15 protein-coding genes are annotated in these 12,688 nt (G+C 66.5%); 5 read left to right on the top strand and 10 right to left on the bottom strand.

Features of this window, described 5'->3' with window-relative positions; all coding sequences use genetic code 11:
- The first annotated feature begins 145 nt into the window (after positions 1-145).
- Both ACZ75I_RS05470 and ACZ75I_RS05475 read left to right on the top strand, forming a co-directional pair.
- A complete protein-coding gene (locus ACZ75I_RS05470) occupies positions 146-1,219 on the top strand; it encodes a polyketide cyclase (RefSeq protein WP_005415686.1) in 1,074 nt (357 codons plus the stop codon).
- Between the two features lie 104 nt (positions 1,220-1,323).
- Entirely contained in the window at positions 1,324-1,695 is a 372-nt protein-coding gene (locus ACZ75I_RS05475; RefSeq protein ID WP_472958790.1) for a DUF423 domain-containing protein, read from the top strand.
- A 514-nt stretch (positions 1,696-2,209) separates the two neighbouring features.
- On the opposite strand, the gene ACZ75I_RS05480 is transcribed toward ACZ75I_RS05475, so the two are convergent.
- The 5 genes from ACZ75I_RS05480 to ACZ75I_RS05500 are packed head-to-tail and all read right to left on the bottom strand — an operon-like array spanning position 2,210 to position 4,908.
- On the bottom strand, positions 2,210-3,019 hold the full coding sequence (locus ACZ75I_RS05480; RefSeq protein ID WP_472958791.1) for a M15 family metallopeptidase: 810 nt from the start codon (positions 3,017-3,019) through the stop codon (positions 2,210-2,212).
- Between the two features lie 9 nt (positions 3,020-3,028).
- Positions 3,029-3,622, bottom strand: a complete 594-nt coding sequence (locus ACZ75I_RS05485; protein WP_472958792.1) for a PH domain-containing protein — start codon at positions 3,620-3,622, stop codon at positions 3,029-3,031.
- 3 nt (positions 3,623-3,625) lie between these two features.
- On the bottom strand, positions 3,626-3,805 hold the full coding sequence (locus ACZ75I_RS05490) for a DUF4177 domain-containing protein (RefSeq protein ID WP_005415690.1): 180 nt from the start codon (positions 3,803-3,805) through the stop codon (positions 3,626-3,628).
- Positions 3,802-3,981 (bottom strand): type II toxin-antitoxin system antitoxin, encoded by a 180-nt coding sequence (locus ACZ75I_RS05495; RefSeq protein ID WP_005415691.1) that lies wholly within the window; start codon positions 3,979-3,981, stop codon positions 3,802-3,804. Before ACZ75I_RS05495 ends, ACZ75I_RS05490 begins: the two co-directional genes overlap by 4 nt.
- A 45-nt stretch (positions 3,982-4,026) precedes the next feature.
- Entirely contained in the window at positions 4,027-4,908 is an 882-nt protein-coding gene (locus ACZ75I_RS05500) for an SPFH domain-containing protein (RefSeq protein ID WP_134968943.1), read from the bottom strand.
- Between the two features lie 137 nt (positions 4,909-5,045).
- Here ACZ75I_RS05500 and purT point away from each other — a divergent pair, with 137 nt between their 5' ends.
- Both purT and ACZ75I_RS05510 read left to right on the top strand, forming a co-directional pair.
- Positions 5,046-6,233 (top strand): formate-dependent phosphoribosylglycinamide formyltransferase, encoded by a 1,188-nt coding sequence (gene purT / locus ACZ75I_RS05505; RefSeq protein WP_472958793.1) that lies wholly within the window; start codon positions 5,046-5,048, stop codon positions 6,231-6,233.
- A 288-nt stretch (positions 6,234-6,521) separates the two neighbouring features.
- The gene (locus ACZ75I_RS05510; protein ID WP_472958794.1) at positions 6,522-6,932 is read left to right on the top strand and encodes an immunity protein YezG family protein; all 411 of its coding nucleotides are present in this window, start codon (positions 6,522-6,524) and stop codon (positions 6,930-6,932) included.
- Positions 6,933-7,023: 91 nt separating this feature from the next.
- On the opposite strand, the gene ACZ75I_RS05515 is transcribed toward ACZ75I_RS05510, so the two are convergent.
- Positions 7,024-8,232 (bottom strand): endonuclease/exonuclease/phosphatase family protein, encoded by a 1,209-nt coding sequence (locus ACZ75I_RS05515; protein WP_180868941.1) that lies wholly within the window; start codon positions 8,230-8,232, stop codon positions 7,024-7,026.
- Between the two features lie 37 nt (positions 8,233-8,269).
- A complete protein-coding gene (locus tag ACZ75I_RS05520) occupies positions 8,270-9,025 on the bottom strand; it encodes an arginyltransferase (protein ID WP_061480378.1) in 756 nt (251 codons plus the stop codon).
- A 156-nt stretch (positions 9,026-9,181) separates the two neighbouring features.
- On the opposite strand from ACZ75I_RS05520, the gene ACZ75I_RS05525 reads away from it, so the two are divergent.
- Entirely contained in the window at positions 9,182-9,742 is a 561-nt protein-coding gene (locus ACZ75I_RS05525; RefSeq protein ID WP_134968946.1) for an EF-hand domain-containing protein, read from the top strand.
- A 51-nt stretch (positions 9,743-9,793) separates the two neighbouring features.
- On the opposite strand, the gene ACZ75I_RS05530 is transcribed toward ACZ75I_RS05525, so the two are convergent.
- From ACZ75I_RS05530 to tesB, 3 genes are all read right to left on the bottom strand, one after another.
- Complete coding sequence (locus tag ACZ75I_RS05530; RefSeq protein ID WP_180868939.1) at positions 9,794-11,011, bottom strand: RNA polymerase sigma factor; 1,218 nt, start codon at positions 11,009-11,011, stop codon at positions 9,794-9,796.
- A gap of 153 nt (positions 11,012-11,164) precedes the next feature.
- Positions 11,165-11,674, bottom strand: coding sequence for a pathogenicity-like protein (locus ACZ75I_RS05535; RefSeq protein ID WP_180868936.1), 510 nt, complete (start codon positions 11,672-11,674; stop codon positions 11,165-11,167).
- A 4-nt stretch (positions 11,675-11,678) separates the two neighbouring features.
- Complete coding sequence (gene tesB, locus ACZ75I_RS05540; protein WP_429000375.1) at positions 11,679-12,599, bottom strand: acyl-CoA thioesterase II; 921 nt, start codon at positions 12,597-12,599, stop codon at positions 11,679-11,681.
- Between the last annotated feature and the right edge of the window lie 89 nt (positions 12,600-12,688).

The following is a 12,688-nucleotide window of genomic DNA, read 5'->3' on the forward strand; positions in this document are numbered from 1 at the left end:
CCTTCGAATCCTTTGTCCATACAAATACGCAGCCGGCAGGGAAACCGGTGCGCCAATCCCGATAAACAATGCCCGCGAAGCCTGCTAGGATTGGCGCTTCGCTTCAATCAACCCGGCCGTGGGATCGGCCCCGGAGACTCTCTGAATGACCCGTATTATCGAGTTCCTGATCGCCTTGGGGATCGTGGCTGGCCTGTTCGTCATCATTGGCGTATGTCTGCCGGGCGAGCGTCACATCACCGAAAGCATCGAGACCAACCGCAAGATGACGATCGTGTACGACACGGTCAGCAGCCTGCGCCGCTTCAAGGACTGGAACCCGCTGGTACTGCGCGATCCCGCCGTTGACCTGAAGCTGTCCGGCCCGGCCTCGGGTGTCGGTGCCACCCTCGACTTCACCTCCAAGGACCTGGGTACCGGTTCCTGGAAGATCACCGAAGCCGAAGAGAACAAGCGTGTTGTGATCGCCATCGAGGACGCCACCAAGGGTCACGACAAGGTCACCACCTTCAACCTGGAGCCGACCGGCAAGGGCGGTCGCAACGTCAAGATCACCCAGGACTACTCGGTGAAGTACGGCTTCGACCTGTTCGGCCGTTACGCCGGCCTGTATGTCAGCCGCCAGATCGGCGACGACATCAAGATGGGTCTGTCGCGCATGGCCAACATGCTCGCAACCGTGCCGAACGTGGACTACCGCACGCCGGAAGCCCCGCTGACCGACCTGGCCATCGTTGAAGTGCCGGCCGAGAACCTGCTGGTGGTCAACGCCGGCAACGTGGACCGCGGTCAGGACACCATCACCAAATCCATCAAGGACAACCAGGAGTGGATCAAGCGCGTGATGGAGGCCAATGGCCTTGAAGCTGCCGGTCCGTTCCGCATCATCACCACCGACTTCGGCCAGGAGAAGTACGCCTTCGACATCGCCCAGCCGGTGAAGAAGAAGGGTGCTGAAGGTGCTGCTGCCGACGAGCTGACCGTCAAGATCGACGGCGGCGCTCCGGTCAAGTACGTGCACGTTGCTCCGCACCGTTCGGCGCATGCGGCCTACACCGGCCACATGGCGGGTCTGGACGTGGCGCGCAACGGCCTGCGTGCCTGGGCCGTGACCTCGGGCAACGAAGTCATCGACCGTCCGTACGAAACCTGGAAGGACGGCATCGACAAGTCGTTCACCCCGGAAGGTACCTACGACATCTACTGGGCCGTCAAGTAATCCCCGGCTGACCCATGTAGTGTTGGACACGAAAACGCGCCGCTCATTGCGGCGCGTTTTTTTTCATCCGGCGCCCGTCAAGGGGCGCTGCGCAAGGAGCCCTCATGTTCAATCTGGAACGTCGCGCACGTAAGCCTTCCCTGCTGGCCTGCCTGGGGGCGCTGTTGGCTGCCGCCTCGATCGGCCTGTCTGCCTATGCATCGCATGGCGTAGCCGACCCGTTGGCGCAGCAGCATCTGAACATGGCGGCGCTGTATGCGTTCGCGCATGGCGCGGTGCTGGTGGCGCTTGGGCCGCGCGCGCAGGGGGCGATCGCACACCTGGCGCTGTACGTGCTGCTGCTGGGGGTCGTGCTGTTTTCCGGCAGCCTGGTGGGTGGGGCGTTGTGGCAGTGGCCGACACGGATGGCGCCGATCGGTGGCACCAGCATGATGGCCGGATGGGTGTTGCTGGCGATCAATGCGTTGAGGCGGTGACCGAGTCGACGTTGTTGCTTCGATCCATGCTGATGCGATCTGCACCGTTCATGGGCGTTACTTTTCTTTTCGCGCGAAAAGAAAGGTAACCAAAAGAAACGCACCGCCGGCCGCGAGCCGGTGCTGCGCACCGGTCCTCTGCGCTTCTCGGCCCGTCGAGGGACGGGGCGGAGAGCAGCCGAGCGTAGCGTGGCTCGGCTCTACAAATCGCACGCACCTCTTCGCCCTCGCCGGACCTGTGGTGCTCGGCTCGCTTGAAGGCGGACCCAACAGCCGCGCGCTGATCCGTTGTAGAAGCTTCGAGCGAAGCGACCCGCTTTTGTCTTTGCTCTCTTGTTCCATCCCGTGGCGGACGCACGCGGAATCTGTCCGTGGCCGGGCGGGTGGGTTGCGCAGGGCGTAAGCGCCATGGATGGCGCGCCCGAGCCTACAGGGACGTATTTACGGCGTCCCCTGCGCAGCGCACCCGCCCGGACAGCCCCATGAATTTCGCCTTGCGGTCGCCACGAGGGACTCAGCCGTTACCCGGTCTCCAGCACCAGTGCCAGGGTTCGTAGACGATGCCGTGCGGGTTGTCGCGCGGGTAGCTCAACCAGAAGCCGTGCCCAGCGGCATGGGCCTGCAGCCAGGCGAACGCATCGGTAGCGTCGAACGATTCCTCGGCCGGGGCATCGCCCGGCGTGCCGATGTCCAGCGCATGGCCGCTGTGGTGTTCACTGAACCCCGGCGCGGCATTCACCTTCAGGATCTCCGTCACGCTCAGCCCGCGCGCCCGTTTCCGTTCGAAGATGCCCAGCTGGTAGGCATGGCTGCGGAAGCCGGAGATTGCATCCAGTGCGATGCCATCGCGCGCTGCATGCAGACGCATCCGCCGCCAGCCCTGTGCAGCGCCGCGGCGCAGCCACAGCGGGCGGGCGAAGCGGTCGCGCCCAGCGAAGTGCAGCAGGCACGGTTCGGGTTCCAGCGGCAGGCCGCTGTCGTCGGCATAGCGCTGGGCATCCAGGCCGAGCTGCTGCAGGCGCTGCTGCAGCCCGGCGAGGGGCAGCCACTGCGCTTCCAGATTTGCACCGAATGGCGGGGCCGCGGCTGCATCCAGCAAGGCCAGTGCTTCCTCGGCCCCGGGCTCGCGCGCCAGGCGCGGCACCATGGCGTGCACGCCGTGTTCCACCACTGCCGCCAGGTAACGGCCATCGCACTTGCGCCGCAGCACCCAGTTCGCTCGTGACAGCAGGCGCGCGTCGAGATTGCTGCGCGCACGCAGCAGGTCTGCGGGCCACAGTTCGATGGCTTCGGTATTGATCAGCAGGGGCAGGCGTCGTTGCATCGCCGCAGCTTACTGCCGCGGGCCCGGCACGGCCACCTTGCGCAGTGCTTCCAGCAGCGCCTGTGGCTGATCGAGACTGAGCAGCAGGGTGCTGCCATCGCGGACCGGCAGGGCGAGGACGCGCGCGCGGTTGGTGACCAGCGCGAAGCCCTTGGCGCCGCCCTGCAGGCGAAAGTGGCCGGAATAGAAGCCCGGCATTGCGTAGCCGTTGGTCTTGAAGCGGATGCCATAGCGGGGGTCACGCTGCAGATCGACCACCTCAGCCTGGTCCAGCCGCAGCTGCGCCACCGGTACGCGGCGGCGGTACATCGTCGAGCGCACATCCAGCACGTTGTCGGCCAGTTCCACCCGGCGACGGAAGAATGCTGCGCCCAACCCGATGCCGAGTACCGCGATCACCAGCAGACTCCAGGCGGCACTGCCGCCCATCCGGAACCAGGGCGGCGACAGCGTTACTTCGATCCAGGGGGCACTGGCCGGCGCCTTGTACAGCTGCGCATACAAGCAGGCCACGAAGGCGGCGAGCAGGGGCAGCACGATCCACAGCACGCGCAACGGCGAGCTCTCGGCCACCTCGTACTGTTTCGGATCGCTGGCGCCCATGGCTCAGGCCTCCTTCTTGAACACCAGCATCGCCGGGCGCATCGGTGCGGGGATGATGATGTTGACCAGCTCCCAGCCCAGTTGGCCTTGGCGGCTCAGTTCGCTCTGGATGTCCTCGGCCTTGAGCAGGCCCATCATGGACGTCTTGACCTCGATCGTCTGGTAGCTCCAGCGCTTGCTCATTCCTTGTCCTCTGAAGATGGCGTGGGTTTCGGCAGGCGGCCTGCCTTGCGCAGGGCGTCGCGCAGCACATACTCGATCTGCGCGTTGAGGCTGCGCAGCTCGTCGTCAGCCCAGCGTTGCGCGGCGGCCAGGACGTCGGCATTGATGCGCAGCGGGTAGGCTTTCTTCTCACTCATGCAAGCTCCTGGCGTGGCGGTGGGGCGCCCCGTTGCGAGGGTGGTTCAGTACAGCGAACCGGCGTTGACGATCGGCTGGGTGCCGCGGTCCGAGCACAGCACGGTCAGCAGGTTGCTGACCATGTGCGCCTTGCGTTCCTCATCCAGCTGCACCACGCCGTTCTTCTGCAGTTCGGCCAGGGCCATTTCAACCATGCCGACCGCACCGGCCACGATGCGCGTGCGTGCAGCGATCACTGCGTTGGCCTGCTGCCGCTGCAGCATCGCCTGGGCGATTTCGGCGGCGTAGGCGAGGTGGCTGATGCGTGCGTCGATCACCTGCACGCCAGCGTCGGCCAGGCGTTCGGCCAGCTCGTTCTTCAGGTGCTGGGAGATCTCGCTGGCATGGCTGCGCAGCGCCAGCTGTCCCTCCTCGTGCTGGTCGTAGGGATAGCTGGTGGCCATCGCGCGCAACGCCGATTCGGACTGGATGTGCACGAAGCTTTCGTAGTCGTCCACGTTGTAGACGGCCTCGGAGGCATCGACCACCTGCCAGACGATGACCGCAGCGATCTCGATCGGGCTGCCGTCCAGCTCGTTGACCTTCAGCTTGCCGCTCTCGAAGTTGCGCACGCGCTGGCTGACCCGGCGCTTGGCATAGAAGGGGTTGTTCCAGCGCAGGCCGTTGTCCTTGACGGTGCCGACGTACTTGCCGAACAGGCTCAGCACCGCCGCCTGGTTGGGCTGGATGGTGTACAGGCCGGCCAGGATGAAGACCGCAGCGAAGATCACCAGCATGCCGGCCAGCATCAGCAGCAGGTTCGGTGAGCCGGAATCGGTCCTGGTCGTCGCCCCGAGTACGAACAGTGCGGTACCCGCCAGCGCGACCAGCAGGGATCCGGCCAGGGTGCCCAGGCCGTTGAGGGAGGCAAGCGACTTCTCTTTCATGGCGGTACTTCCTTGAGGGTTCGAATTGAAGATATCAAATTGATATCACTTGTCGACTACCGTTCGTCGGATGCCATGGTCAGGGTGCGCGGCCAGCTAGAATGCCCACCCGCCTTCACGTCGCTGCTGGAACCGCCATGGCCAAGCTTGGAACTCCGTTGTCCCCCTCCGCCACCCGCGTGCTGCTGCTGGGCTCGGGCGAACTTGGCAAGGAGGTGGCCATCGAGCTGCAGCGGCTGGGCGTGGAAGTGATCGCCGCTGACCGCTACGCCGATGCCCCGGCCATGCAGGTCGCCCACCGCTCGCACGTGATCGACATGCTCGATGCGATGGCGCTGCGCGCCCTGATCGCCCAGGAGCAGCCACATCTGGTGGTGCCGGAGATCGAGGCCATCCATACCGAGACCCTGGTCCAGCTGGAGCAGGAGCAGGGCCTGCGGGTGATCCCGACCGCACGCGCCGCGCGCCTGACCATGGACCGCGAGGGCATCCGCCGCCTCGCCGCCGAAACCCTGGGCCTGCCGACCTCGCCGTACCGCTTCGTCGATACCGAGGCCGAGTACCGTGCTGCCGTGGCCGCCATCGGCCTGCCGTGCGTGGTCAAGCCGGTCATGTCTTCCTCGGGCAAGGGCCAGAGCACCCTGCGCAGCGAAGCGGACATCGCTCCGGCCTGGGACTACGCACAGACCGGTGGCCGCGCCGGCGCCGGCCGCTGCATCGTCGAGGGTTTCATCGACTTCGATTACGAGATCACCCTGCTGATCGTGCGCCATGCCGGTGGCACCTCGTTCTGCGCGCCGATCGGCCATCTGCAGAAGGACGGCGACTACCGCGAAAGCTGGCAGCCGCAGCCGATGTCGAGCGCGGCACTGGCGCGTGCCGAAGAGATTTCGCGTGCGATCACCGACGACCTTGGCGGCTGGGGCCTGTTCGGCGTCGAGCTGTTCGTGAAGGGCGACGAAGTGTGGTTCAGCGAAGTGTCGCCGCGCCCGCACGATACCGGCCTGGTGACGCTGGTATCGCAGGAGCTGAGCGAGTTCGCGCTGCACGCGCGCGCGATCCTCGGCTTGCCGATTCCGGTGATCCGCCAGAGTGGTCCGTCGGCGTCGTGCGCGCTGTTGGCACACGGCGAGGGTGTGCCGTACTTCAACAATGTCGCCGCCGCGCTGCAGGTGCCGGATACCGCCGTGCGCCTGTTCGGCAAGCCGAGCGTGCATGGCCACCGCCGCGTCGGTGTGACCCTGGCGCGCGCGGAAACCATCGACGAAGCACGCGCCATCGCGCGTGATGCCGCCGACGCCATCGGCGTCGAACTGCGCCCGTAAAACGATAGCGCCGGGCCATGCCCGGCGGGAATCTTCTGTAGAGCCGAGCCCACGCTCGGCTGCTTTTCCATGTGACGCTTTCAGCCCGACAATGGATTCAAGTATTCAGTCTTGCGCGGTCTACCGGGGCGCTATTGAGCGCCGAATGACGCTGTTGGAGGATTTGCCGCAAAGCAGGTAAACGCTTCGCCGCACCTTCGAACTGAAAAGTGACATCTGGTTGAGCGTCAGAATCCTGCGTGTTTTATCTTCTGACGGATGAATGCCAAAGACACCTCAGGAGAAGGCTTGGACGAGCGGCTTACATCAGCGCTACCTGCCTTGTATCACCGAATTGGCCAATCACTGATTGATGCCATGCCTACCGACCAATGCGGGACCTGGCTGAACTTCGAGATCTTCAAGAATGCCCGGTCGGGTTGGGCGTTCTACCGCAAGCCGTCAGGCTCATACGGCTATCTAGAAATTCCAGATGATGCGGAAGCAGCGCTTCTGGAGATGCATCAGCTCTTTGCGCAATGGCACCATGCACTCTGGACGAGTTTGACGTTTCATCTGGATCCAGAGAACAAGATGGAAATCGAGCTCGGATATGAGCAGCTTTCCGAGGATGAGTTCATCGATTCCCTGGGTCGGGAGCAGGCTTGGCAGGACCGCTGTCTCGGGGCTGACGCTCAGATTGACTGGCAGAGCTACTAAGCTTGGTTGGTTGCAGTAGCCGAGCATGGGCTCGGCTCTACAACATCTTCAGCAACCGGTGGCGCCGGGTGATGCCCGGCGGCTGCGCCGGTTACGGCTTCACGTCCACCCACACCAGATGGTGGTCGCTGCCGTCGGCGATCTTCGCTTCCGGGCTTTCATTGGCCGGCCAGAAGATGCCGCTGCCCACGTATTCGAAGCCGGTCGAGGGCAGCACGTAGTCCAGGCGCATGGTGCCGGATTTCGGGCCGAAATCGCCGGTGGCGTGGAACGGCGCGCCCTTGCGCTCGATGCCCTTGGCCGCATAGGCCAGGCTGGTCTGCTCGCCGCCGACGCTGCGCGGGGTGGGGTAGCGCAGCACGCGCGCGTTCTCGATCAGCTCGACGATCGCCTCGTGGCGGCCATCGCCATCGACCGGGTCGTTGTTCAGATCGCCAAGGATCACGAAGCGCGCGTCCTGCGCCAGGCCGCCACACTGGCCCTTGTCGTCGCACAGCCAGGGCTTATCACCCTTGGACAGGTATTCCTGCCACAGGCGCAGTTCGTCATGGTTGCGCGCCGCGTTGCGCTTTTCCGGGCCATCGAACACCGGCGGGGTCGGATGCGAGACCAGCGCGTGGACCACGCCGGCCGGGGTCTTCACCGGCACGTCCCAATGCGACTTCGACGACAGGCGCAGCTGCGACCACACATGATCGTTGTAGAAGCTCTGGCCGGTACGTGGGTCGACCGGGCGGATCGCACCGGGCATCGCGCTCCACTTCAGCAGCTGGAAGCTGCGTACCTTGGCTTCATCGATCGGGTAGCGCGACAGTACCAGCATGCCGTACTGGCCCGGGTGCAGGCCGTAGCCCCACGCGTCATTGCCACGGCTGCGGCCCTCGCCGCCGACCACGCCGTTGTTGTCCAGGTCCAGGCCGCTGGGCACGCCGGTGTTGACCGGGGCCAGGTAGCGGTAGGCGAAGTGCAGCGGCTTGCCGCCGCCAGGCTGGGCCACTTCCAGGTAGCGCTTCTGGAACAGGTCTGCGGCGCGATGGGCGTCGTCGAAGTCGAACTCGTTCAGCAGCACCAGGTCCGGGCGCACCTGCTGCAGCACCGCGGCGATCTTGCGTGCGTGCTCGCTGTCGCCCTCCAGCTCCTTGATCAGGCCACCGGCGTCGTCGGAGTACAGCGAGGTGTTGTAGGTGGCCAGGCGCAGCGCAGTGGACGGCTTCTCAGTCATCGCGGGGGACGTGGCAAAGGCGGGGGCGGTGGCGCCGCAGAGCAGGGCCAGGGCGAGGATCAGGGGTTTGGCGTTCATCCCCCTATTCTGCACCCGGCCCGGTGTCAGCGGTTTGTCAGCGCCCGTCCAGTTCGTTGTCGAAATCGTGCCAGCGGCGGCCGTCGTAGGCCTCAAGGGGATGGAAACGGCGCTTGTAGTCCATCTTCTGGTGCCCGCGGATCCAGTAGCCCAGGTACACGTGCGGCAGCCCCTCGCGGCGCGCCCACTCGATCTGCTGCAGGATCGCGAAGGTACCCAGCCCGCGCGCGGCGTGGTCCGGGTCGAAGAACGTATAGACCGCCGACAGGCCATGCTCGGTGACGTCGGTCACCGCCACCCCCAGCAGCTGGCTGGGCTGGCCGTCGTGGCCGGGCAGGCGCATCTCCATGAAGCGGGTGTGCGACCAGCTGCCGATCAGGAACTGCTCGAATTCGTGCGGGCCGTGGTCGTCCATGCCGCCATTGGCGTGGCGGTGGGTGAGGTAGCGGTGATACAGCGCGAACAGGTCGTCGCGGGCGGTGGCGGCAGTGATCCGCACCTCCAGGTCGTCATTGCGGGCGGCACAGCGGCGCTGGCTGCGGTCCGGGGCGAAGCGCGCCACCGGGATCCGCACCGCCACGCAGGCCTGGCAGTGCGCGCAGTGCGGCCGGTAGACCAGGTCGCCGCTGCGGCGGAAGCCCCAGCTCAGTGCCAGCGGGTACAGGCCACCCAGCCGGCGATCGTGCGGATCCAGCACCAGGTCGCGCGCCACCCGGTCCGACCAGTACCCGCAGGGGTGCTCGCCGGTCTGGAAAAGTCGCAGTTCGTCGTCTCTGTCGCCATGTATCGCCATGGGCACAGCATAGCCCCAGCCTGTCGCAGAGGCGGCGACTGTCCAGCGGATGAATGGAATCGGCAGTGGCGTCAACCGACGTCGCGCCCGGGCGTTGTTGTCCCCCGAGGGTGAAGTGATCACCCCGACGCTGTTCCCATCCCCAGGAGTGACCTCATGATCCGTACCCCCCTGCTGCTGGCCCTGCTGCTGGGCACCTCCGCTTCCGGAATCGCGCTGGCCGCCGACACCCCGGCCATGCCGGCGCAGCGCCCGGCCAAGCTGGACACCAATGGCGACGGCGTGATCGACCGCAGCGAGGCGGCTGCCAATCCGCGCCTGGCCGCGAAGTTCGACGAGCTGGACAAGAACAAGGACGGCAAGCTCTCGCGCGATGAGCTGCCGCGCTGGCAGCATGGCCGCCGTGGCCACGGCGGTGAGCGCTGGGCCAGGCTGGACGTCAACAAGGACGGCCGCATCAGCCGCGACGAGGCCAAGGCCGATCCGCGCCTGGCTGCGCGCTTCGACCAGCTCGACCTCAACAAGGACGGTTACCTGGACAAGGCCGACCGCGAGCTGCGCATGAAGCAGCATCGTGATGCCTGGTTCGCTGCCGCCGACACCAACAAGGACGGCCAGCTGAGCAAGGCCGAGTTCGACGCAGCCAAGGGCCCGATGCACGGCGGCCCGCGCCAGGGCGGTCCACGCGATGGCGGCGCACCGAAGCCGCAGCGCTGAGCGTCAATGCGGTGATCGGAGACAACGCCGGCGCACTGCCGGCGTTGTCCGTTACAGGCGGCCGCTGCGCGTCATCGTGTAGGCCAGGGCACCGATGACCATCAGGTTCACCGCCATCATGCCGGTCAGGCCGTACATGGATTCGTACTTCCAGTTGATACCGTGACGCCCACGCCGTGCTGCATCACGCGCGAGCAGTGGCGCCATGATGCGCCGCAGTGTCACCAGGCACTGGTAGTTGACCACCACCAGGCCCAGTGCCAGCACCAGCAGCTGCGTCCACATCGGCGCCTGCAGCAGCACGGTGAACAGGATGGCCAGGCACCAGCCCAGGCTGGTGCCGGTGCTGAGATTGACGAAGCGGCGGACCTGCACCTGCTCGGCGCCGGTCTCGGCGTACGACAGCAGGAAACGGCCGCCGAGATAGCTGCCGAGCGCGCCACCGACGACGCCACCGATGATCGCAGCCCAGCTTGAGGCAGGCAGCATCTGCAGCTGGCCCAGCGTGGCGGTCAACGAGCCGAGCGCGGTACCGCCGGCAGCGCTGGCGCCACCGAGGCCGAGCTTGCTGCCACCCACGCCGAAGCCGGTTCCCAGCAGGATCGCCGCGCTGGCGGTGCCGGGCGCGGCGATCATCACCATCGACACCACCGCCGTTGCGAACGCTGCACTCGGTGCGCTGCTGCGTGCGAATTCGCCGAAGCGAAGCAGCAGGCCCTCGCGCACCTGCGCACGGGCACGCGACAGGCGCTTGCGTACTGCCGCGTCGCTCAGCCCGAGCAGGTCGGCGACCTGCTGCGAATGCTGGCCTTCGCGGTAATACAGCAGGAGCACTTCGCGGCTGTCGGCGGGCAGGGCGGAGATGATGTTCTCGGCGGCGATTTCCTCTTCCAGCCGCTGCAGGCGATCGGCCACGCCCGGGGTCGGATCCGCAGCCATGGTCAACGCCACTTCGGCAGCCTCGCCGCTCAGCGGTCGGCCGCGTTGCGCGCGCAGCCAGTCACGGGCGAGGTTGCGGGTGATCTGCCGCAGCCACGGCAGGAAGCTGGTCGCGCTGCGCAGCTGGTGAAGTTGCTGCCAGCCCTTCACGAACGCTTCCTGGGCGATGTCTTCGCTGGCCTGGCGGTCGCCGGTGATGGCCAGGGCAATGGCGGTGACCGTGTTCTGGCAGGCCAGCACGATGCGGCCATAGGCATGCTGGCAACCGCTGCTGGCGGCCGGCAGTTCGCGTTCCAGGGTTTCGTCGATGCTTGCGGCGAAGGTCGTCATGGCGGCGGGCTCCTGCAGGGATTGTGTCCCAAGACGGAGCCGCGTGCGGAATGTGACCTGCCTTCCACAGGGTAGTGCCGGCCGCTGGCCGGCAACTCACGGGCCCATTCGGCAGGCTGCGGTTGCCGGCCAGCGGCCGGCACTACCACCAGGTTACTTCGAGGGCTGGATGCGGACCCGCACTTCCTCTTCTTCCGGCGGTGCCGGTGCGGTCGGCTGGGCTTGCTGCGGCTGCGCCTGCGGGGCTGGCACCGGGGTGGCGGGGGCAGGGGCGCTGCGATGGCGCAGGCCGATGACCAACGCCACGCCAGCAATCACCACCAGCAGGGCAATGCGGATGCGCCAGGCCCAGCTGCGGCCGCCGCTGCCCGTTTCAGGCGCGTCGCGGAAGGCGAACTCGGCCGTGGGGTGGTCGCGGCGGGTGGTGTCGAGCAGGCGCGCCTCGCGCAGGATTTCGCGCGCGCGCGGCTGGTCGTCGGCACGCACGATCCATACCGCCGGATAGGCGTTGGCGTTGCCCAGGTCGGTATAACTGAACTGGCCGCGGCGACGGGTCTTGTACGAGCGCCCGTTGGTCACCTTGACCTCGATGCCATGCCCGCGCAGGAGCTCGGCCACGCCTTCGACGGTTTCCACGCGCTGGCTGCTGAAGATCTGGCGCATGGGTTTACTCCTTGGCCGGCACGGCAGTGGCCGCGGCCTGGTCAGGAACGACGCGGATCAGGCCTTCCTGCGCAGTGCTGGCCACCAGCACGCCGTTGCGGGTGAAGAACTGGCCGCGGGCCAGGCCGCGCGAATCCTGCGCGCTGGGGCTGTCCAGCGAATACAGCAGCCAGTCGTCTGCGCGGAACGGGCGGTGGAACCAGATTGCGTGGTCGAGCGAGGCCATCTGCACGTGCGGGTGGTAGTAGCTGATGCCGTGCGGGAAGGTTGCCGTGCCCAGCAGGTGGAAGTCGGAGGCATAGGCCAGCAGCGCCTGGTGCAGCTCCGGTGCATCGCCGACCGGCTCGCTCAGGCGCAGCCACACCTGGTGGTAGGGCGGGCGCTTGGGCGGGTTCAGTTCGTCGCGCGGGTAGACGTGGCGGAACTCGAACGGGCCGCCACGCGACAGCCAGCGCTGCACCTTGATCGGGAGGCGTTCCAGCACTTCGGCCGGCAGCGGCCGGTTCGGTTCGATGTCTTCCGGCTGCGGCACTTCGGGCATCTTGTGCTGGTGCTCGGCGCCGGTCTCGGCCTGCTGGAACGAGGCCGCGCAGAAGAAGATCACCTTGCCGTGCTGGATCGCGGTGACCCGTCGCACCGAGAAGCTGCCGCCATCGCGGGTGCGGTCCACGTCGTAGACGATCGGGTGGTCGATGTTGCCGGCGCGCAGGAAGTAGGCGTGCAGCGAGTGCACGTGGCGGCCATTGTCGACCGTGGCCTGCGCCGCAGCCAGTGCCTGGCCCAGCACCTGCCCACCGAACACGTACTTGGTGCCGATGTCGCGGCTCTGCCCGCGGAACAGGTTGTCCTCCAGCCGCTCCAGCGTGAGCAGGTCGATCAGCTCGGAGACGACGGGTTCGGGCGTGTCGTTCAAGGGGGCGGCCACAGCAATGAAGAAGGACTGATTATACCGGTCAGGGGTCAGATCCCTTTCGCCTGGCGAAAGGGATCTGACCCCGATGCCACGCGATGCCC

Source organism: Stenotrophomonas sp. X, from assembly GCF_055721025.1.